Here is a 19683-nt window from a genome sequence, read left to right as displayed (position 1 = left end):
ATTATCCGCCAGTGCCTCGCCGCTGCGAGCCGCACCTTAAAATACAAGTTGCTTGATCAACACGAGCCCCTTGCCATGATTCGCCTGACCGAACTCAAACTTCCGCTGGAGCACGCGGAAGATGCCCTGCCCGCCCTGGTGGCCCAGACCCTGGGCATCGCCGCGGCCGAGCTGCAGAACGTCCACATCCACAAACGCAGCTTTGACGCGCGCAAGGCCGACCTGCTCAAGGTTTACATCGTTGACGTCACGCTGGTCGATGCCGGCCGCGAAAGCGCCCTGCTCGCCCAATTCGCCGGCAACCCGCACATCCTGCCCACACCCGACATGGCTTATCGCACCGTCGGCCAGGCGCCCGCCGGCCTGCCGCTGCGTCCGGTCGTCGTCGGTTTCGGCCCCTGCGGCATGTTCGCTGCGCTACTGCTGGCGCAAATGGGTTTCAAGCCCATCGTGCTGGAGCGCGGCAAGACGGTGCGCCAGCGCACCCGCGACACCTGGGGCCTGTGGCGCAAGAACGTGCTCAACCCGGAGTCCAATGTGCAGTTCGGCGAAGGCGGCGCCGGCACTTTTTCCGACGGCAAGCTCTACAGCCAGATCAAGGACCCGCGCCACCTGGGCCGCAAGGTGATGAACGAGTTCGTCAAAGCCGGCGCGCCTGCCGACATCCTGTTCGAGGCGCATCCGCACATAGGCACTTTCAAGCTGGTGAAGGTGGTCGAAAACATGCGCGCGCAGATCGTCGCGCTGGGCGGCGAGATCCGCTTCGAGCAGCGCGTGACCGACGTGCTGATCGAGGACGGCCCCGAGGGCAGGCAGTTGCGAGGCCTCACGGTGCTGGACCAGGCCACGGGCCAGAGCCACGAGATGCGCGCCGACCAGGTGGTGATGGCGCTGGGCCACAGCTCGCGCGACACCTTCGCCATGCTGTATGCGCGCGGCGTGTACATCGAGGCCAAGCCCTTTTCCATCGGCTTTCGGGTCGAACACCCGCAGGGCATCATCGACCGCGCGCGCTGGGGCCGCCATGCCGGCCACCCCTCGCTGGGCGCGGCCGAATACAAGCTGGTGCATCACGCGAGCAACGGCCGCTCGGTCTACAGCTTTTGCATGTGCCCGGGCGGCACGGTGGTGGCCGCGACCTCGGAGCCCGGCCGCGTGGTGACCAACGGCATGAGCCAGTACTCGCGCAACGAGCGCAACGCCAACGCCGGTATCGTGGTCGGCATAGACCCGCGCGACTACCCCGGCTTTGAAGCCGGCGACGCGCTGGCCGGCATCGCGCTGCAGCGCCGGCTCGAATCCCACGCCTTTGTGCTGGGCGGCGGCGACTACCGCGCCCCGGGGCAACTGGTCGGCGACTTCCTGGCCGGCCGCCCCTCGACCGCGCTGGGCAGCATCACGCCGTCGTACAAGCCGGGCGTGACCCTGGGCGATCTGTCGTCGGCGCTGCCCGACTATGCGATCACCGCCATGCGCGAGGCTTTTCCGATGTTCGGCAAAAAGATCAAGGGCTTTGACACCCACGACGCGGTGCTGACCGGCGTGGAAACACGCACCTCTTCGCCGATCCGCATCAGCCGCGGCGAAGACCTGCAAAGCCTCAACGTGCGCGGCCTCTACCCGGCCGGCGAAGGCGCCAGCTACGCGGGCGGCATCCTGTCGGCCGGCGTGGACGGCATCAAGGTCGCCGAGGCGCTGGCGCGCAACGTGCTCCAGGATAACGAACGCCAGCGGATGGCCGCATGATGTCCAACGACGATTTTCACTATTACGAGCCCGCCAAAGGCCACGGCCTGCCGCACGACCCCTTCAACGCCATGGTGGGGCCGCGGCCCATAGGCTGGATTTCCTCGCGGGACTCCAAGGGACAGCTCAACCTGGCGCCCTACAGTTTTTTCAACGCCTTCAACTACACGCCGCCCATCATCGGTTTTGCCAGCATCGGCGCCAAGGACAGCCTGCACAACATCCGCGAGACCGGCGAGTTCGGCTGGAACCTGGCGACCCGGCCGCTGGCCGAGGCCATGAACCAGTCCTGCGCGATGGTGCCGCCCGAAGTCAATGAATTTGAGCTGGCCGGCCTCACGCCCACAGCCTCACAACGCATCGCTGCGCCGCGCGTGCTGGAAAGCCCGGTGTCCTTCGAGTGCAAATTGACCCAGATCCTGCAGTTGCAGGGCGCCGACGGCGTGCCCGTGCCCACCTGGCTGGTCCTGGGCGAAGTCGTCGGCGTGTACATTGCAAGGCATCTGCTCAAGGACGGCATTTACGACACGGCGGCCGCCCAGCCCATTCTTCGCGGCGGCGGGCCGGCCGATTATTTCGCCGTCACCCCCGACAACCTCTTTCGGATGTTCAGGCCGCGCTAGTGGTCTGAACACCCGGCATTCCACCTTTTCACCCCACCCCCATGACCGATACCACCACACCCACCCCGCGCGCCAAGCGCCCCCGCACCCAGCAGCGTTCGCGGCCGGCCGCCACGCCGTCGCAGCGCACGCGCGAAGTGCATCCGGTGCTGGAAAAGCTGTTCGAGCTCTATCCGAAAATGTTCGGCGCGCAGTTCCTGCCGCTCAAGCTGGGCGCCTTTCAGGACCTGCTGGCCGAGAACCCGGACACCTTCAAACGCGACGAACTCAAGGTCGCGCTAGGCCTGCACGCGCGTTCCACCCGCTACCTCGAATGCGTGGCGGCCGGCCTTCCGCGCCACAACCTGCAGGGCGAGCCCGTGGAGCCGGTGGCGCCCGAGCATGTGCACCATGCCATCATGGAGGTGTTCCGGCGCCGCCAGGCGCGCTCCAAGGAGGATTTGCGCCCCAAGGTCCGCGCCCGCCTGGTCGCCGCCATCGAGGCCTCGGGCCTGAGCCGCGAGGCGTATGCCGAGCGCACCCGCACCCAGGACGAGGCCGCCAATGCGCTGCTGGATGAGGCTTTTGCCGAGATCGCGGTGCAGACCGCCAAACGCGAAGCCCTGATGCGCGCCTTTGAGGCCAGCGGCAAAACCGTGGAGCAGTTTGCCGAGATGTACGGCATGAACCCGGCTGACGTCGCCCAGGCCGTGGAGCGCACGCGGCAGGCCGTCGCGGCACAGCCTCAATAAGGCCCAGTCAATAAAGCGAGCGGCCGAAGCGCTCGAAGCGGGGCTGCCATTTCTCAAGGATGTCGGCCGACACCAGGATGCGTTCGGCCCGGCCTATCAGCAACTGGCGCGGTACCAGGCCTATGTAGCGGGAGTCGGCGCTGTTGTCGCGGTTGTCGCCCAGCATCAGGAACTGGTCGGGGGGTATGGTGATAGGGCCCCAGTCGTCCTTGGCTTTCACGCCGGCCAGCCACTGGATTTCATGTTGCCCCTGGGCCGTGGTTTCCTTGAGGTGCGTGGCCACCAGCACGCCCACCGGGCCCGCCGGCTCCAGCGCCGTGTCCAGCGCCTCATAGCGTGCCGCCTGGCCGTTGATGATGAGCACCTTGGCGCGCATTTCCACAACGTCGCCCGGCACGGCCACCAGCCGCTTGATCAGGCGCACGCCGTCCACCGGGGATGAAAAAGTGACGACGTCGCCGCGCTGCGGGTCGGCGGTGCGCGCCAACACCGTGTCGGTCAGCGGGATCTTGACGTTGTAGGCCAGCCGGTTGACGAAGACCACGTCGCCTTCAAGCAGATTGGGTCGCATGGACCCCGAGGGAATGGGGTTCCAGTCCGCGATCGCGGTGCGGAACAGTCCCAACAGCAGCAGCGCCACCAGGAAACCACGATTCTGTTTGATCCAGCTTTTCATGCTTTCACTCCTGCGAAGAAAAAAAGGGCGCCCTGTGCGGGGCGCCCTTTCATTTGATAGTCAGGCCTGGCTGTTTTGCAAGGCCGCGATGCGCTCTTCGATCGGCGGGTGCGTGGCAAACAGCTTGCCTATGCTACCGGTGATGCCCATGGCCGCCACGGCCTTGGGCAGCTCGCCGGGCTGCATGCCGCCCAGGCGGGCCAGAGCGTTCATCATGGGCTGGCGCCGGCCCATCAGCTGCGCGGCGCCGGCGTCGGCGCGGAACTCGCGCTGGCGCGAGAACCAGGCCACGACGATGGCGGCGGCAAAACCCAGCACGATGTCGAGCACGATGGTGCTGACGTAGTAGCCGATGCCGGGGCCGGAGTTGTTGTCGCTGCCGCGGCGCAAAAAGCTGTCCACGGCGTAGCCGATCACGCGCGAGAGGAAGACCACAAAGGTGTTCATCACGCCCTGGATCAGGGTCATGGTGACCATGTCGCCGTTGGCGACGTGGGCGATCTCATGGCCCAGCACGGCTTCGACTTCTTCCTTGGTCATGCCTTGCAGCAGGCCGGTGGACACGGCCACCAGCGAGGAGTTCTTGAAGGCGCCGGTGGCAAAGGCGTTGGGCTCGCCTTCAAAAATGCCGACTTCGGGCATGCCAATCTGGGCCTTGTCGGCCAGCTTGCGCACGGTCTCGACGATCCAGGCCTCATCGGCGTTCTGCGGCTCGTTGATGAGGCGCACGCCGGCGCTCCATTTGGCGACCGGCTTGCTGATCAGCAGCGAGATGATGGCGCCGCCAAAGCCCATGACCAGCGCGAAGCCGAGCAGCGCCGTCAGGTTCAGGCCGTTGGCCGTGAGGTAGCGGTTCACACCCAGCAGGCTGGCGACGATGCCCAGCACCGCCACAACGGCAATATTGGTCAGGACAAACAGGAAAATACGTTTCATGGGTTCTCCGTGGGGTCGGTAAAAAAGCCCGCCTTGCGCAGGATATGAGGGCCCGCGGGTCCGGTTCAAGCGGCGCCCGTGCCTGAGTCGCTGATTTTTATCTGTTATTTATGACAGCCGCGGCGGTCGGAATACAAGGGAGTCATCATAAAAGGAAAAGTTCTCGTTCTCGGGCCACCAGCCAGGCACGCCCAGCACCGGCAAAGGCACAAAAGGCTTGGCGGCGAGCCTGGCCGCGCTGAGGTCGGCCGCCACCCAGGCGTCCAGTTCGGCGAGGGTGCCCATGGGGGGCTGCGCCAGGTAGACGTGGGCGGTGATGGCTTTGCGTGGGGTCAGCAGTTTTTCAAGCAGGGCATGGCCGAACAGCACCAGCCTGGCCTGCTGCCACAGCGCCCTGTGGGTGATGAAGAGACTGCCCCAGTCGCGGGCGAGCAGCGCGTCCCACAGGAGCTGCGGCGCCGACAGGAAGGCGGCGTTTTCGTCGAACACGGTGAGGGCGTCGCGCACCGGGCCGCGCACGGGCGCGATGCCCGCGGCGTCGATCTCGGCGGCCTGCAGCTGGTTGAGTTTTCGTTTGGTGTCCGGAAAGCGCATCCAGCACAGGCCGTTGAAAAAATCGTGCGCGCCCTCGCGCGTCGGGCACAAACGGGTCCTGGCAATAAAACTCTCATAGGCCTCGCCGGAGGGCAAGGTGCACTGGGGCGCGAAACACACCGGCGCCGGCTGGACAGCATTAAGCGCCTGGTGCAGCGCAACGCCCGCCGTGACCGCGCAGGCCGCGCGCTGGCCGGGTTCACGCCAGGCCTGCAACCAGGGCCGTTCCCAGTCTATGGGGGGCAGGGGTGCCGGGCTTGCCATGGGACTCAGGCCTTCGCCGGTTTGGCTTGCTTTCTGTCGCGCACCATGACCGTGGACTTGCCTTCGTCGGCGATGTCGAAAAGCTGGGTGGCCACCAGCAGCTTGGTCAGCGTGGCATAGCCGTAGTTGCGGTGGTCGAAAGAGGCCTGGTTGGCGATCTGCGTGCCGACCGCCCCCACACGCGCCCAGCCCTCGTCGTCGGCCGCGGCCTGCACCGCGTTGCGCAGCAGCATGACCAGCTTGGCGTCCTGGCGCAGTTGCGCCGGTGTGGCCCGCAAGGGCGCGGCGGAGACGGCTTCCCCGTCGTCCTTGTGGTCGCCATGGGCGCTGCCGGCAGCGTCGGTGACCGCGATGGGGCGCAGCTTGTCGAGGAACAGGAAGCGGGAGCAGGCGTTGACGAAGGGCTCGGGCGTTTTTTGCGCGCCGAAGCCGTAGACGGCCGCACCCTTGGCGCGCAGGTGCATGACCAGCGGCGTGAAATCGGCGTCCGAGGAGACGATGCCGAAAGCGTCGGGCCGGTCGGTGTAAAGCAGCTCCAGCGCGTCAATCACCATGGCCATGTCGCTGGCGTTCTTGCCCTTGGTGTAGTCGAACTGCTGCATGGGGCGTATGGCGTGCTCGTGCAGCACCTCTTCCCAGCCTTTGAGTTCGTTCTTTTTCCAGTTGCCGTAGGCGCGCCGGATGTTGGTTTCGCCGAAGGTCGACAGCTCATTGAGGATCAGGTCGATTTTGGACGCCGGCGAGTTGTCGGCGTCTATGAGCAGGGCAACGCGCGGCTTGTGGTCCATGGTTCAGCTCCCGGTATCCAGTTTCCAGGGCAGGCTTTCCCCCGAGCGCAAGGGCTTGAGTTCGGCTTCACCGAAGGCATAGCTTTCGGGCGGGTGCCAGCTCTCCTTCTTGAGCGTAATGCTGCCGGTGTTGCGCGGCAGGCCGTAGAAGTCGGCGCCGTTGAAACTCGCGAAGGCCTCGAGCTTGTCCAGCGCGCCCGCCGCGTCGAAGGCCTCGGCATACAGCTCCATCGCGGCATGGGCGGTGTAGCAGCCCGCGCAGCCGGTGGCGTGCTCCTTGAGGTGGGCCGGATGCGGCGCGCTGTCGGTCCCCAGGAAGAAGCGCGGGTTGCCGCTGGTGGCGGCTTCGACCAGCGCCAGGCGGTGGGTTTCGCGCTTGAGCACCGGCAGGCAGTAGTAGTGCGGGCGTATGCCGCCGGTGAAGATCGCGTTGCGGTTGTAAAGCAGGTGGTGGGCCGTGACGGTCGCCCCCGTGAACTGGCCCGCATCGCGCACATAATGCGCCGCTTCCCGGGTGGTGATGTGCTCGAACACGATCTTGAGTTCGGGGAAGTCGCGGCGCAGCGGGATCAGCTGGGTATCTATGAACACGGCCTCGCGGTCAAACAGGTCGATGTCGGACGAGGTCACCTCGCCGTGCACCAGCAGCAGCATGCCGGCTTTTTGCATGGCTTCCAGCGTTTTGTAGGTCTTGCGCAGATCGGTCACGCCGGCGTCGCTGTTGGTGGTGGCGCCGGCCGGGTAGAGTTTGGCCGCAACCACGCCGGCATCCCTGGCGCGGGCAACCTCCTCGGGCGGCAGGTTGTCGGTGAGGTAGAGCGTCATCAGCGGCTCGAACTTCACTCCGGCCGGCACGGCCGCCCGGATGCGCTCGCGGTAGGCCACGGCCTGGGCGGCGGTGGTCACCGGCGGGCGCAGGTTGGGCATGATGATGGCGCGGCCGAATTGCGCGGCAGTGTGCGGCACCACGGTCAGCAAGGCCTCTCCGTCGCGCACATGCAGGTGCCAGTCGTCGGGGCGGGTCAGGGTCAGGGTTGAAACAGGGGGGCGGGTGGCGGAGGTCATGGCCTGAATTGTCGCACCGCCCGGGGCCGCCAAAGCGGGCAAGGCGCGCCATGAAAAAAGCCCCGCATGCGGGGCTTTTTCGGTTTTTTCTTCTTTTTTGGCAGTTGCGGTGATCTTTCAGCGCGCTCAGTGCTTTTTCAGTGGGACAGGATCTTGTTGAGGAAGTCCTTGGTGCGCGCCTTGCGGTTTTCGGGATGGTTGAAGAACTCGTCCTTGGAGCAGTCTTCCAGGATCTTGCCGCCCACGTCCATGAAAATCACGCGGCTGCCGACCTTGCGGGCAAAACCCATTTCATGGGTCACCACCATCATGGTCATGCCTTCGACGGCCAGGCCCATCATGCAGTCCAGCACCTCGCCGACCATTTCGGGGTCCAGCGCGGAAGTGGGTTCGTCAAACAGCATGGCAATCGGGTCCATGCTGAGCGCGCGGGCAATCGCCACGCGCTGCTGCTGGCCGCCCGAGAGCTGGCCGGGGAATTTGTCCTTGTGCGCCATCAGGCCCACGCGGTCCAGGTACTTGAGGCCGTGTTTTTTGGCCTCGTCGGCCTTGCGGCCCAGCACCTTGACCTGCGCCAGCGTCAGGTTTTCGGTGACGCTCAGGTGCGGGAACAGCTCGAAGTTCTGGAACACCATGCCGACGCGGCTGCGCAGCTTGGGCAGGTCGGTCTTGGGATCGTGCACGGCCTTGCCGTCGACGAAGATCTGGCCCTTCTGGAAGGGTTCCAGCGCGTTGATGGTCTTGATCAGGGTGGACTTGCCCGAACCCGAAGGCCCGCAGACCACAACCACTTCACCCTTCTTGATGCTGGTGGTGCAGCTGTTGAGAACCTGCACGTCGCCGTACCATTTGGAAACTTCTTTCAACTCAATCATGTTCTTCTCCAGTGTGCTCTTTGAGATTTGCGTGTCTTGACGAAGCGCGGTCTCAGCGAATGATGGCGATTCTGCTGTTCAGGCGCTTGACCATATAGGACAGCCCGAAGCAGATCACGAAATAAATCACGGCGGCCAGCAGGTAGGCCTCTTCAGGACGGCCGTAAATCTTGCCGGCGGTGCTGAAACCCTTGAGCAGGTCGTAAGCGCCGATCGCGTAAACCAGCGAGGTGTCCTGGAACAGGATGATGGTCTGCGTCAGCAGGATGGGCACCATGTTGCGAAAGGCCTGCGGCAGGATGATCAGCTTCATGTTCTGCGCGTAAGTCATGCCCAGGGCGCGCCCGGCGTTGACCTGGCCGCGCGAGATGGACTGTATGCCCGCGCGCATGATTTCGCTGAAATAAGCGGCCTCGAAAGCGACGAAGGTGATGATGGCCGAAATTTCGGCGCGGTAGTTGCTGCCGCCGGGAATCAGGCTGTAAAACGATGCCGGTACCAGCAGGAAGAACCACAGGATCACCATGACCAGCGGAATCGAGCGCATGCCGTTGACGTAAAAGGTCGCGGGGATGGTCAGAAATTTTTTGCCGGAAAGGCGCATCAGGGCCAGCACGGTACCGAAGATGATGCCGCCTATGGTGGCGATCACGGTCAATTCAATGCTGAAAATAAAGCCCTTGACGACGAACTGGGAGATCATGTCCCAGTTCAGGAAGCTCATGTCGAGTCCAAGCATGTCAGTGACCTCCGCCTGTTGAGCCGGCGACGACGAAGCCCGGGATTTGCACCCGCTTCTCGACAAAGGCCATGACCCGGTTGACCGCGAAGGCCGAAACGGCGTACAGCGCCGTCACCGCCAGGTAGATTTCAATGCCGCGCGAGGTTTCTTCCTGCGCCTGCATGGCGAACATGGTGAGTTCCGCGATGGACACCGCGAAAGCCACGGAGGAATTCTTCAACAGGTTCATCGACTCGCTGGTAAGCGGCGGAATGATGATGCGAAAAGCCATCGGCAGGATCACGTAGCGGTAGGTCTGCAGGGTCGTGAAACCCATGGCCATGCCGGCGTAACGCTGGCCGCGCGGCAGCGCCTGCACGCCCGCCCTGACCTGCTCGGCAATACGCGCCGACGTGAAAAAGCCCAGGGCAAACACCACCAGGATGAAGCTGGGCAGCTCCTTCATGGCGGGGAAAACCTTGGGAACCACGAAATACCAGATGAAAATCTGGACCAGCAGGGGAACGTTGCGAAACAGCTCGACCCAGGCATTGGCGAAACGCACAAGCCAGGGACTGTTGGGCAAAGTGCGCAGCGTGCCGATGAGCGCCCCAAACAGCATGGCGATCACCCAGGATGCGCCGGCGACGGACAGTGTCCAGCCCCAGGCATCAAACATCCACTGCAGGTAGGTTCGACCGCTACCGTCATCATTCAAAAATACCTGCCAATCCCAAGTCATCACGGCTCCAGCAAATGGTTGTTGTGTTGTTTTCCCTGCGACGGTAAACGGGAAACCCCGCCAGTGCAAGGCGACCGGCGGGGTTGTTCCTTACCTGGCCAGAATTACTTCTGTGCGTATTCTTCCATGGGCTTGTCGTTCGGGTTGTCCCAAGCCGCCTTGGTGCTGGCGCTCAGGGCCAGGCCAACCTTGGTGTTCTTCGGAGGAATCGGCGACAGGAACCACTTGGTCCACAGCTTGTTCATTTCACCCGACTTGATCATGCCCTTGACGGTGTCGTCGGCCAGGCGCTTGAGCAACGGGTCGTCCTTGCGGATCATGATGGCGATGGGCTCGACGCTCAGCACTTCACCGACGATCTTGAAGTCCGAAGGCTTCTTGGCGGTGGCGATGTTGCCGGCCAGGATGGAGCCGTCCATCACGAAGGCATCGGCGCGGCCCGACTCGAGCAGCAGGAAGCTGTCGGAGTGGTCCTTGCCGAAGATTTCCTTGAACTCGACGCCGGTGGCGCGCTTGTTCTTGCGCAGCGTCTGCACGGAGGTGGTGCCGGTGGTGGTCGCCACGGTCTTGCCGCTGAGCTGGGCCACCGAGGTGATGCCGGAGTTGGCCTTCACGGCGATGCGGACTTCCTCGACGAAGGTGGTCACGACGAAAGCCACGTCTTTCTGGCGGGTCGCGTTGTTGGTGGTGGAGCCGCATTCGATGTCGACCGTGCCGTTTTGCACGAGGGGGATGCGGTTCTGCGAGGTCACGGGCTGGTATTTGACTTCCAGCTTGCGTTCGGCGGCCTTCTCGAGGTTGGCCAGGATGCGCTGGCAGATCTCGACGTGGTAACCGGTGTATTTGCCGTCACCCAGGGTATAGGACAGCGCGCCGGAGGAATCGCGAACGCCCATGGTGACAACGCCGGAAGCCTTGACTTTGGAAAGGGTGTCGGCAAATGCGGCGCCGGTGGCGAGCAAGGCGACGGACAGAGCGACAAGCTTGAGTTTCATGGAATCTCCTGTAATGAATGAAACGGTTAGCGAACTATTCTAGAGAGATGGTACCCGGGACTGGCCTAGGTTTACCCGGCCTCTCACACGGGGGAAAGCGGACTGCGCGGGCGGTGTCTGGCGGTAAAACCGTGCGAAGCGGCGATTCCCGGGTTTTTCCAAAGTGGTGCGCGCATAAGAAGTCCGGAACTATACGGCAGATACAAGCAGTCTTTGTGCCAGCCCGTCAGGCGACCAGCGGAAGGGGCTGCGTGAGTTTGTCGGGCACCAGCAGGGCCTCGACCTCGGCCTGCGTCATGATGCCCAGCGATTCCGCGATCTCGGCAATCGGCGCGCCTGTGGCGATGGCCGTCTTGGCAATAAGCGCGGCCTTTTCGTAGCCGATGAGGGGATTGAGCGCCGTGACGAGGGTCACCGATTCGCGCACGCGTTTGGCCAGCAGTTCGCGGTTGGCCTCTATGCCGGCCACGCAATGGGTCTGCAGCGTCAGGCAGGCCTGGCTCAGGTGTTCGATGCTCTTGAAAAGGCTCCATCCCATGATGGGCTCGAAGGCGTTGAGCTGCAGCTGGCCGGCCTCGGAGGCCATGGTCACGGTCATGTCGTTGCCGATCACTTCGAAGGCGACCTGGTTCATGACCTCGGGGATCACCGGGTTGACCTTGCCGGGCATGATGGACGAGCCCGCCTGGCGCGGCGGCAGCCGGATGTCGCCGAAGCCGGCCTGCGGGCCGCTGGAGAGCAGGCGCAAGTCGTTGCAGATCTTGCTGAGCTTGGTGGCGACCCGCTTGAGCACGCCGGAAAGCTGCACGAAGGCGCCTGTGTCCTGCGTGGCCTCGATCAGGTTGGCGGCCTTTTCGACCGGCACGCCGCACTCTTCGGCGAGATGGCGGCAGACGATGTCGGCGTAGCCGGCCGGCGCATTGATGCCGGTACCTATGGCCGTGGCGCCCAGGTTGATTTCCTGGATCAGCGCGCGCGCTTCGCGCAGGCGGGCCTCGTCCTCGCCAATCATCACCGCATAGGTGAGGAACTCCTGGCCCAGCGTCATGGGCACGGCATCCTGCAACTGGGTGCGGCCGATCTTGAGCACGTCCCGGAACTCATGCGCCTTGGCCTCGAAGCCGCCGCGCAGGACGGCCATGGAGGCCAGCAGGCGCTCGATGGCAAACCACAGGGCGATGCGCACCGCCGTGGGATAGACGTCATTGGTGCTTTGCGAGGCGTTGACGTGGTCATTGGGGTGGAGCACGTCGTAGCGGCCCTTTTCCAGGCCCAGCTTTTCGAGCGCGAGGTTGGCGATGACCTCGTTGGCGTTCATGTTGGTGGACGTGCCGGCGCCGCCCTGGATCACGTCGACCACGAACTGGTCGTGGTACTGGCCGGCAATGAGCTTTTCACAGGCGCTCATGATGGCGGCGGCCCGCCTGGCGTCCAGCGTGCCCAGCTGCTGGTTGGTGCGCGCGGCGGCCTTCTTGACAAAGCCCAGCGCGCGTATCAGGTCGGGCATGGCCGAGATGCGGGTGCCGGAGATGGGGAAGTTTTCGACCGCGCGGGCCGTGTGCACGCCCCAGTAGGCGCTTAGGGGGATCTGCTTTTCACCGAGAAAGTCGTGCTCGGTGCGCGTGGCCGCCGCAGGGGTGGGAGCGGGCTCGGCAAGCGGGGTGAAGGAGGAGTCTGGGGGCACGGGCAACCATCAAATTTTGAACGTCACGAACTGTAAATTTGCGGGTCTCAAAACACCAATGCTGTTTCAACGATCTTCCATGCATTTTTCTTATAACCACCTAGGGTTACTACTAGTGTATGTATCCATCGTTATCGCGCGGCCGGGCCGGCGCCCCCGCGCGACGCGGCTTTTTCCCGGCTGCTGGTTTGCGCCTGCAGGTAGCTCCACAAGGCCTGGGCATGGCTTTTGGCGGATTCCCGGGAGGTGGGCCGCTCGCGATAAACGCGCACGTCCATGGTCATCTCGAGGTTGCCGCCGGCACTCACGAGTTTTTTGGCCCGCAGCTCCTTTTTGACGGCGCTGAGCGGCAAAAACGCGATGCCGTGGCCTTCCAGGGCCATGGCCTTGAGGCCCTCGGCCATGTCGGTCTCGTAGACGCGGTCCAGGTGGATGGCCGTACTGGACTGCTTCAGAAGCATGTCCACCATGCGTCCCAGGTAGGCGCCGGGCGCATAGCCCAGGTAGGGCAGGGGCTGGCCGGCGCGCCCCGGCAGGCTGTATTCGGGGTCGCCCGAGGCGGTGGCCCGCACAAAGGGCGCCAGCACTTCCTGGCCCAGCGACACCATCTCGTAGCGGTCCGGATCCAGCTGGAAGGGCTGGGAATCGTGGTGGTAGGCGATCAGCAGGTCGCAGCTGCCCTCAACCAGGCGCAGCACCGCGTCGTGCACATTGAGCGCGATCAGCCGGCTCTTGATGGGGCCGAATTTCTCGCGCAGGCTGCTGACCCAGGCCGGAAAAAAGGTGAAAGCCAGCGTGTGCGGCACGGCGAACTCGATGACATCCTGCCCGGCCGAGGTGTGGCCGCGCAGCATGGCGCGGGTGGACTGCAGGCCCTGCAGCATTTCCAGCGACTGGCTGTACAGGGTTTCGCCGGCCGGCGTCAGGCGCGTGGGATAAGAGCTTCGGTCCACCAGATCGGTGCCGGCCCAGGCCTCGAGGGCCTGGATGCGCCGCGAAAACGCCGGCTGGGTGACGTGGCGCAGTTGGGCAGAGCGGCTGAAACTGCGGGTTTCAGCCAGACTGACGAAATCTTCCAGCCATTTGGTTTCCATAGACCTAGCGACCGCGGTTGGACGCGCCCGGACGGGTCGTCATGGCGCGCGCCGGCAAAACGGGGCTCGGGCGTTCAAAGTCACTGGCGTGAAGGCTCATGCAGGCTCCAAAAGGCAAACCAAGCGGTCAACATCGGCCGCCGGGTCCTCCGATTATGCGAGCCCGTGAGGCATTTAGGCCTACGGGGAATCCCATGGCCGGGCGATGGAGCGGCATTCGCCGCAAATACCCGGCACGAAATGTCCTCAAAAATACAAACCCGCTCGCGCCGGACCGCTCAGGCCTCGGGCGAACTCTGCTGCAGCGCCCACATGCGCGCATAAGCGCCTTCGGTTTCGAGCAGCTGTGCATGCGTGCCGCGCTCAACGATGCGCCCGCCGTCCATCACCAGGATTTCATGCGCGTCGACCACGGTGGAAAGCCGGTGCGCGATCACCAGCGTGGTCTTGTTCTGCGCGGCGGCGCGCAGCTCGGTCTGGATGGCGCGCTCGTTGGCCGAGTCCAGCGCCGAGGTGGCCTCGTCAAAAATCACCACCGGCGGGTTTTTCAGCAGGGTGCGGGCGATCGCCACGCGCTGCTTCTCGCCGCCCGAAAGCTTGAGCCCGCGCTCGCCCACCATGGTCTGGTAGCCCAGCGGCGTGGAGGCGATGAAGCCGTGGATGCGGGCCGAGCGCGCGGCCTCCTCGACCTCTTCGTGGGTGGCGCCCGGCTTGCCGTAGGCGATGTTGTATTCCACCGTGTCGTTGAACAGCACCGTGTCCTGCGGCACGATGCCGATCGCCTGGCGCACGCTGGACTGCGTGACCTGCTTGATGTCCTGGCCGGCGATGGTGATGCGGCCCTGCTGCACGTCGTAAAACCGGTAAAGCAGCCGCGCCAGCGTGGACTTGCCGGCGCCCGAGGAGCCCACTACCGCCACGGTCTTGCCCGGCGGAATCTCAAAACTCACGTTGTGCAGGATGGGGCGCGCCGGGTCGTAGGCGAAGTTCACGTTCTCGAAGCGCACCGCCGGCGAACCCTCGATGGCGATGGGCCGGGCGTTCGGCAGGTCGGCGATTTCGCGCTCTTTTTCCATCAGCACGAACATCTTGTCGAGGTCGGTCAGGCTTTGCTTGATCTCGCGGTAGATCACGCCCAGAAAGCCCAGCGGGATGTAGAGCTGGATCATGAAGGCATTGACCATGACCAGGTCGCCCAGCGTCATGCGGCCGTCGACCACGCCTTGCGTGGCGCGCCACAGCATGGCGACCAGCCCGATGGCGATGATCAGCTGCTGCCCGGCGTTGAGCAGGCTCAGGGTGTTCTGGCTCTTGATGGCGGCGCGCCGGTAGCGCAGCAGGTTTTCGTCGTAGCGGGCGGCCTCGAACTCCTCGTTGTTGAAATACTTGACGGTTTCATAATTGAGCAGCGAGTCGATGGCCCGGCTGTGGGCCGACGAGTCCAGCTCGTTCATGGTCTTTCGGAACTGCGTGCGCCACTCGGTCACCGTGACGGTGAAGAAGATATAGAACACCAGCGCGATGCCGGTGATCGCGGCGAACCAGACGTCGAACTTGACGGCCAGCAGGCTCAGTACCAGCGTTACTTCGATCAGCGTCGGGATGATGCTGTAGAGCGAGTACGAAATCAGGGAATGCACGCCGCGCGTGCCGCGCTCGATGTCGCGCGTCATGCCGCCGGTCTGCCGCTCCAGGTGAAAGCGCAGGCTGAGCGCGTGCAAGTGGCGGAACACCTCCAGCGAGATCCGCCGCGCCGCGCCTTCAGTGGCCTTGGCGAACACCAGCTCGCGCAATTCGGTGAACAGCGTGGTCGACAGGCGCAGCAGGCCATAGGCCAGCAGCAGCGCCACCGGCACCACCAGCACGGCCTGCACGTCGCCGGGCTTGAAGCTCATGGCATCAACCAGGTTTTTCAGCAGCAGCGGCACACCCACATTGGCCAGCTTGGCGCCCACCATGAAGCTCAGTGCCGCCAGCACCCGCCATTTGTAGTCCCACAGATAGGGAAAAAGGCGTTTGAGGGTGTCCAGGTCGGAGCGCTGAGGCGCCGGCACCTTACCGGGCGCCGCTGGGGCCGCGGGCAGGGCAAGGGAAGAATCGGCGGCGGAAGCTCGGGAGCGCATGAGGGACAATCGTGAGGGTTGTTGTAATAACTTTTGACTTTTCAGATTGTGCCTATGTCTACCGAATCAAGCACCCATACGGACATTCACGCCGAGGACGCCCTGAACGTCCAGTTGCCCACCGACAAGGAGCTGGTGCTCAAGGTCATCCCCATGCCGGCCGACTGCAACGCCAACGGCGACATCTTCGGCGGCTGGGTCATGGCCCAGGTCGACCTGGCCGGCTCCGTGGTGCCGGCCCGCCATGTCGACGGCCGGCTGGCCACGGTGGCGGTCAACCAGTTCATCTTCAAGCAGCCGGTGCGTGTAGGCGACATCCTGTCGTTTTTCTCCAGTCTCACCCGCATTGGCACCACCTCGATCACGGTGCAGGTCGAGGTCTATGCCGAGCGCTTCCGGGCCCAGGGCCGCTACATCAAGGTCACCGAGGCCAGCCTGACTTATGTGGCGATTGACGACTTCGGGAAGCCGCGAAAAATCGCCAAGGACTAGTCAAACTCCCCATGCCTGCCCTGCCCTGCGGCAAAACGGGCGGCGCCGGCAAAAGCGTCCGGCAGGCACTGCTTGCCGTGCTCCCACTCCTGGTGCAAGGCCTCCTCCAGGGGCAAGTCCCACTGCCGGTAGGCACTCAGGCGGTCGGCCCGCATCGTGGCCTGCGGGAAGCGGCTGAGCTGCTGCGCCAGCGCCAGCGCGGCCTCACGCGCACCACCTGAAGGCACAACGCGGTTGGCCAGCCCGATTTGCAAGGCCTCGGCCGCCTCCACCTTGCGCCCGGTCAGGATCAAATCCATCGCATGGCCCATGCCGACCAGGCGCGGCAGGCGCACCGTGCCGCCGTCTATCAGCGGCACGCCGAAGCGGCGGCAATAGACGCCGAAGCAGGCGTCCTCCTCCATCACGCGCATGTCGCACCACAGCGCCAGCTCCATGCCGCCGGCCACCGCCGCGCCGCTGACGGCGGCAATCACCGGCTTGGACAGCAGCAGCCGCGACGGACCCATGGGCGCCGGCGGCTTGTTGTCGCCGGGCGAAAAATCGAGTTGTCCCAGCAGCTGGTCGCCACCGGCTTGCCCGGCCAGGCGCGCGCCGGCCTGCAGGTCCCAGCCCGCGCAGAAATGGCCGTGGGCGCCGTGGAACACCGCCACGCGCGCCTCCTCGTCGTCGTCAAAGGCGATAAAGGCCTCGTGCAGCGCGCGCGCCGTTTCGGCATCCACCGCGTTGCGCACCTCGGGCCGGTCCAGCGTGACCACGGTGACGGGCCCTTCCCTTGATATGTGAATGCTCATGGAGCCTCCGGCCACCAGCCCACGCGCGGCGCGGCGCAGGCTTCGGCGAATTCGGCGGCGCTGACCTCGATCTCCATGCGCAGCAGGGCCGCCGCCATGGCCTTGCCGAGGTTGTCCATGCGCAGGTTGCGCGCCCCGCCGCCCTGCAGAGCCCCCTGCAGCACCAGCTTGAGCGCCAGGATGTTGGGCAGGGCCCAGCACTGCACCGTGCCGGCCAGCCAGGGCGCGAAGTGTGCCTGCACACGTTCGGCCGTGACTTCGCGCGCGATCAGGCGGTAGCCCGCCTCGTTCCAGGCAAAGAGGCCAAAGTCCACCCAGTCGGCCTTGTCGCCGCTGCGTGCATGCGCGAGCTTGACCAGCTGCGTTTTCATGCGGACAAAAGCTCCACACGCACCTCCGCCTCGACCGCCTCGCGGTCCAGCAGCGCGGGCCAGATGCCCAGCAGCTCGCTGCTGTTGTTCAGGCCGTGAAAGCCGCAGGTATAGGCCGGCCCACTCAACGCCATCCACGGAAACAGCCGGCCGAAACCGTCGGCCACCGCCTTGTCCCGCGTACGCACCACCAGGCGCACCCAGACCTCGTTGAGCTCAGCCAGCGCCTCGGGCACTGGCAGCGGTGCCAGCGGGCCGTGGGCGGAGTTGAGTCCCGGATATTCGACGAAGAGCTCGTCATGCGCCATGCGCCTGTCGGCCAGTTGGGCCTTCACCATGGCAACCGCCGCCTGCGCCTTGTCGTACGCATCGGGCCAGCTGAAACCCCAGGTGACCTCGGCCTTGTAGCCGTCGCGAAAGCCGCCCACGAGCTTGAGCTGGGCGGGCCGCGGATGGCCGCGCGCGCCCGTCAAGCGTACCCGGTCGTCACCCAGGTCTTCGAGCTTCAGCGCCGACAGGTCCAGCACCACGTCGGGCGAGACATAGCGCGTCGGGTCGTGCACCTCATAGAGCAGCTGCTGGCGCACGGTGTCGAAGTTGATGCGCCCGCCCGTGCCCGGGGCCTTGGTGATCAAGGCCGTGCCGTCCTCGCCGACCTCGGCGATCGGGTAGCCGATGTGGGCCAGGTCCGGAATCGCCTTCCATGCGCCCTGGCTGCCGAAGTTGCCGCCGCTGCCTTGGCCCGAGCATTCGAGCAAATGCCCGACCGCCAGGCCCTGGGCCAGCCGGTCCAGCTCGAGCGGCGTGGCGGCGTCTTCAAGCTTCCAGCCGAATTCATGCACCAGCGGCGCGAGAAACAACGCCGCGTCGGCCACGCGGCCGGTGACCACGATGTCGGCACCCTGCTGCAGCGCCGACACGATGGGCCGCGCGCCCAAATATGCATTGGCAAATACCATGCGCTCGCGCACGGACTCGAAAGGCTGCGCATTGAACATATGTGGCGGTGCCAGCGCTGCCAGCCGCGACAGGACTTCATCGCCCGTGACAACCGCGATGCGCGCCTTCCAGCCTTTGGCCGCGAAAGCCGCACGCAAGGCGGCCGCAGCGCCGGCCGGATTCAGGCCGCCGGCATTGCAGATGAATTTGACGCCGCGCGCCTGCATCAAGGGCCACAGCCTCATCAGCATGGGGACCACGTCGCGCGCATAGCCCAGCGCCGCATCGCGCTGCCGGTCTTTCTGCAGGATGGCCAGCGTCAGCTCCGCGAGATGGTCGCTGGCGATGTAATGCACGCCGCCGCGCTCTATGCTCGCGGCCACGGGTTCCCACGCGTCGCCGTAAAAACCCAGGCCCGCGCCGATTCGCACATTTGCTTGCATGGCTTCATTTGGCTTGATCGCCAATGCGACACCTATTCGGAACAACCCCTAGCGACAGACCTGTACGCGACAGCTATAACCAAGTCTCATCACAGGGGAGACTGCTACGTGCAATTCCTGCAGCTGCTCATCAGCGGTATCGCCCAAGGCTGCATCTATGGGCTGATCGCGCTGGGCTTTGTACTCATCTACAAGGCCACCGAGACGGTCAGTTTTGCGCAGGGCGAGCTGATGATGCTGGGCGCCTTCGCCGGCCTGGCCTGCATGAGCTTGCTAGGCTTTCCCTTCTGGCTCGCCGTGCTCAGTGCGATTGCCGGCATGGCGCTGTTCGGCATGCTGCTGGAGCGCCTCGTGATACGCCCCATCCTCGGCCAGCCCGCTTTTTCCATCGTCATGCTGACCATAGGCGTTGGCTACACGGCGCGCGGCCTGATCACCATGATCCCCGGCATTGGCACCGAAACCTATGTGCTGCCCGTGCCTTACAAGGACCAGATCTGGACGGCCGGCGCACTGGTCATCAACGTCGAGCAGGTCGCCATCATCGGCAGCACGGCGGTGCTCTGCCTGGCACTGTTCACCCTCTTCAAGTACAGCAAGCTGGGCATCGCCATGCAGGCCTCGTCGCAAAACCAGCTGGCCGCCTACTACATGGGCATTCCCGTCAAGCGGCTCAACGGCCTGGTCTGGGGCCTGGCTTCCGCCGTGGCGGCGATTGCCGGCCTGCTGCTGGCGCCCATTACCTTTGTGCACGCCAATATGGGTTTTATCGGGCTCAAGGCCTTCCCGGCCGCGGTGGTCGGCGGCTTCGGCAGCCTGCCGGGCGCCATCGTCGGCGGCCTGGTCATAGGCCTTGTCGAATCGTTCTCGGGCTTTTACCTGCCCGATGGCTTCAAGGACATCGCCGCTTATGTGGTGGTGCTCATCATGCTGATGGTCAAGCCCAGCGGCCTGTTCGGCGAGAAGCTCCGGAAGAAGGTCTAACCG

General features: G+C 64.7%; 20 protein-coding genes. 5 read left to right on the top strand and 15 right to left on the bottom strand.

Annotation, left to right across the window (positions count from 1 at the left end):
- The first annotated feature begins 75 nt into the window (after positions 1 to 75).
- The 3 genes from PMI15_RS05235 to PMI15_RS05225 are packed head-to-tail and all read left to right on the top strand — an operon-like array spanning position 76 to position 3100.
- Positions 76 to 1746 (top strand): NAD(P)/FAD-dependent oxidoreductase, encoded by a 1671-nt coding sequence (locus tag PMI15_RS05235; protein ID WP_007864742.1) that lies wholly within the window; start codon positions 76 to 78, stop codon positions 1744 to 1746.
- On the top strand, positions 1743 to 2369 hold the full coding sequence (locus PMI15_RS05230; protein WP_007864739.1) for a flavin reductase family protein: 627 nt from the start codon (positions 1743 to 1745) through the stop codon (positions 2367 to 2369). Before PMI15_RS05235 ends, PMI15_RS05230 begins: the two co-directional genes overlap by 4 nt.
- A gap of 41 nt (positions 2370 to 2410) precedes the next feature.
- On the top strand, positions 2411 to 3100 hold the full coding sequence (locus PMI15_RS05225) for a ProQ/FINO family protein (RefSeq protein WP_007864735.1): 690 nt from the start codon (positions 2411 to 2413) through the stop codon (positions 3098 to 3100).
- A 7-nt stretch (positions 3101 to 3107) separates the two neighbouring features.
- Here PMI15_RS05225 and lepB read toward each other — a convergent pair whose 3' ends face one another.
- The 12 genes from lepB to PMI15_RS05165 form a co-directional block, all read right to left on the bottom strand.
- The gene (lepB, locus tag PMI15_RS05220; RefSeq protein WP_007864733.1) at positions 3108 to 3776 is read right to left on the bottom strand and encodes a signal peptidase I; all 669 of its coding nucleotides are present in this window, start codon (positions 3774 to 3776) and stop codon (positions 3108 to 3110) included.
- A 60-nt stretch (positions 3777 to 3836) separates the two neighbouring features.
- A complete protein-coding gene (gene htpX, locus PMI15_RS05215) occupies positions 3837 to 4712 on the bottom strand; it encodes a protease HtpX (RefSeq protein WP_007864732.1) in 876 nt (291 codons plus the stop codon).
- A gap of 108 nt (positions 4713 to 4820) precedes the next feature.
- A complete protein-coding gene (locus PMI15_RS05210) occupies positions 4821 to 5570 on the bottom strand; it encodes a DUF3025 domain-containing protein (RefSeq protein WP_007864730.1) in 750 nt (249 codons plus the stop codon).
- Between the two features lie 5 nt (positions 5571 to 5575).
- On the bottom strand, positions 5576 to 6358 hold the full coding sequence (locus tag PMI15_RS05205) for an NYN domain-containing protein (RefSeq protein WP_007864727.1): 783 nt from the start codon (positions 6356 to 6358) through the stop codon (positions 5576 to 5578).
- 3 nt (positions 6359 to 6361) lie between these two features.
- A complete protein-coding gene (gene pyrC, locus PMI15_RS05200; protein ID WP_007864725.1) occupies positions 6362 to 7423 on the bottom strand; it encodes a dihydroorotase in 1062 nt (353 codons plus the stop codon).
- Between the two features lie 137 nt (positions 7424 to 7560).
- Complete coding sequence (locus PMI15_RS05195; protein ID WP_007864722.1) at positions 7561 to 8298, bottom strand: amino acid ABC transporter ATP-binding protein; 738 nt, start codon at positions 8296 to 8298, stop codon at positions 7561 to 7563.
- Between the two features lie 52 nt (positions 8299 to 8350).
- Positions 8351 to 9037, bottom strand: a complete 687-nt coding sequence (locus PMI15_RS05190; protein ID WP_007864719.1) for an amino acid ABC transporter permease — start codon at positions 9035 to 9037, stop codon at positions 8351 to 8353.
- 1 nt (position 9038) lies between these two features.
- Positions 9039 to 9761 carry an amino acid ABC transporter permease gene (locus PMI15_RS05185; RefSeq protein ID WP_007864716.1) on the bottom strand — a complete coding sequence of 241 codons (723 nt, stop codon included), beginning with the start codon at positions 9759 to 9761 and terminating at the stop codon, positions 9039 to 9041.
- Between the two features lie 104 nt (positions 9762 to 9865).
- On the bottom strand, positions 9866 to 10756 hold the full coding sequence (locus PMI15_RS05180) for a transporter substrate-binding domain-containing protein (RefSeq protein ID WP_007864712.1): 891 nt from the start codon (positions 10754 to 10756) through the stop codon (positions 9866 to 9868).
- Positions 10757 to 10982: 226 nt separating this feature from the next.
- Positions 10983 to 12440 (bottom strand): aspartate ammonia-lyase, encoded by a 1458-nt coding sequence (locus tag PMI15_RS05175; protein WP_007864709.1) that lies wholly within the window; start codon positions 12438 to 12440, stop codon positions 10983 to 10985.
- A 131-nt stretch (positions 12441 to 12571) separates the two neighbouring features.
- Entirely contained in the window at positions 12572 to 13534 is a 963-nt protein-coding gene (locus PMI15_RS05170) for a LysR substrate-binding domain-containing protein (RefSeq protein WP_007864706.1), read from the bottom strand.
- 278 nt (positions 13535 to 13812) lie between these two features.
- The gene (locus PMI15_RS05165; protein ID WP_007864702.1) at positions 13813 to 15657 is read right to left on the bottom strand and encodes an ABC transporter ATP-binding protein/permease; all 1845 of its coding nucleotides are present in this window, start codon (positions 15655 to 15657) and stop codon (positions 13813 to 13815) included.
- A 54-nt stretch (positions 15658 to 15711) separates the two neighbouring features.
- Between PMI15_RS05165 and PMI15_RS05160 the strand changes: the two genes are divergently transcribed.
- A complete protein-coding gene (locus PMI15_RS05160) occupies positions 15712 to 16149 on the top strand; it encodes an acyl-CoA thioesterase (protein WP_007864700.1) in 438 nt (145 codons plus the stop codon).
- On the opposite strand, the gene PMI15_RS05155 is transcribed toward PMI15_RS05160, so the two are convergent.
- From PMI15_RS05155 to PMI15_RS05145, 3 genes are read right to left on the bottom strand one after another with little or no spacing between them, the layout of a single operon-like run.
- Positions 16146 to 16943, bottom strand: coding sequence for a crotonase/enoyl-CoA hydratase family protein (locus PMI15_RS05155; RefSeq protein WP_007864697.1), 798 nt, complete (start codon positions 16941 to 16943; stop codon positions 16146 to 16148). The two genes, PMI15_RS05160 and PMI15_RS05155, sit on opposite strands and share 4 nt — an antisense overlap.
- Positions 16940 to 17314: a hypothetical protein gene (locus PMI15_RS05150; RefSeq protein ID WP_007864695.1), complete on the bottom strand. Its 375-nt coding sequence runs from the start codon at positions 17312 to 17314 to the stop codon at positions 16940 to 16942. Before PMI15_RS05150 ends, PMI15_RS05155 begins: the two co-directional genes overlap by 4 nt.
- Positions 17311 to 18696, bottom strand: coding sequence for an acyclic terpene utilization AtuA family protein (locus PMI15_RS05145; RefSeq protein WP_007864691.1), 1386 nt, complete (start codon positions 18694 to 18696; stop codon positions 17311 to 17313). The genes PMI15_RS05150 and PMI15_RS05145 overlap by 4 nt, the downstream gene beginning before the upstream one ends.
- A 108-nt stretch (positions 18697 to 18804) precedes the next feature.
- Here PMI15_RS05145 and PMI15_RS05140 point away from each other — a divergent pair, with 108 nt between their 5' ends.
- Positions 18805 to 19680: a branched-chain amino acid ABC transporter permease gene (locus tag PMI15_RS05140; protein WP_007864690.1), complete on the top strand. Its 876-nt coding sequence runs from the start codon at positions 18805 to 18807 to the stop codon at positions 19678 to 19680.
- The last annotated feature ends 3 nt before the right edge of the window (positions 19681 to 19683 follow it).

It is taken from the genome of Polaromonas sp. CF318 (assembly GCF_000282655.1).
Taxonomy (GTDB): Bacteria; Pseudomonadota; Gammaproteobacteria; order Burkholderiales; family Burkholderiaceae_C; genus Polaromonas.
Note: the sequence above shows the minus strand (reverse complement) of the source record. Positions and strands in the feature narration are given on the sequence as shown.

Coding starts and splice junctions, on each gene's coding strand:
- PMI15_RS05185 (WP_007864716.1), bottom strand. CDS start 9,761: ATGACTTGGGATTGGCAGGTATTTTTGAATGATGACGGTAGCGGTCGA.
- PMI15_RS05150 (WP_007864695.1), bottom strand. CDS start 17,314: ATGAAAACGCAGCTGGTCAAGCTCGCGCATGCACGCAGCGGCGACAAG.
- PMI15_RS05155 (WP_007864697.1), bottom strand. CDS start 16,943: ATGAGCATTCACATATCAAGGGAAGGGCCCGTCACCGTGGTCACGCTG.
- PMI15_RS05170 (WP_007864706.1), bottom strand. CDS start 13,534: ATGGAAACCAAATGGCTGGAAGATTTCGTCAGTCTGGCTGAAACCCGC.
- pyrC (WP_007864725.1), bottom strand. CDS start 7,423: ATGACCTCCGCCACCCGCCCCCCTGTTTCAACCCTGACCCTGACCCGC.
- PMI15_RS05165 (WP_007864702.1), bottom strand. CDS start 15,657: ATGCGCTCCCGAGCTTCCGCCGCCGATTCTTCCCTTGCCCTGCCCGCG.
- PMI15_RS05225 (WP_007864735.1), top strand. CDS start 2,411: ATGACCGATACCACCACACCCACCCCGCGCGCCAAGCGCCCCCGCACC.
- PMI15_RS05235 (WP_007864742.1), top strand. CDS start 76: ATGATTCGCCTGACCGAACTCAAACTTCCGCTGGAGCACGCGGAAGAT.
- PMI15_RS05180 (WP_007864712.1), bottom strand. CDS start 10,756: ATGAAACTCAAGCTTGTCGCTCTGTCCGTCGCCTTGCTCGCCACCGGC.
- PMI15_RS05205 (WP_007864727.1), bottom strand. CDS start 6,358: ATGGACCACAAGCCGCGCGTTGCCCTGCTCATAGACGCCGACAACTCG.
- PMI15_RS05210 (WP_007864730.1), bottom strand. CDS start 5,570: ATGGCAAGCCCGGCACCCCTGCCCCCCATAGACTGGGAACGGCCCTGG.
- htpX (WP_007864732.1), bottom strand. CDS start 4,712: ATGAAACGTATTTTCCTGTTTGTCCTGACCAATATTGCCGTTGTGGCG.
- lepB (WP_007864733.1), bottom strand. CDS start 3,776: ATGAAAAGCTGGATCAAACAGAATCGTGGTTTCCTGGTGGCGCTGCTG.
- PMI15_RS05190 (WP_007864719.1), bottom strand. CDS start 9,037: ATGCTTGGACTCGACATGAGCTTCCTGAACTGGGACATGATCTCCCAG.
- PMI15_RS05160 (WP_007864700.1), top strand. CDS start 15,712: ATGTCTACCGAATCAAGCACCCATACGGACATTCACGCCGAGGACGCC.
- PMI15_RS05230 (WP_007864739.1), top strand. CDS start 1,743: ATGATGTCCAACGACGATTTTCACTATTACGAGCCCGCCAAAGGCCAC.
- PMI15_RS05145 (WP_007864691.1), bottom strand. CDS start 18,696: ATGCAAGCAAATGTGCGAATCGGCGCGGGCCTGGGTTTTTACGGCGAC.
- PMI15_RS05195 (WP_007864722.1), bottom strand. CDS start 8,298: ATGATTGAGTTGAAAGAAGTTTCCAAATGGTACGGCGACGTGCAGGTT.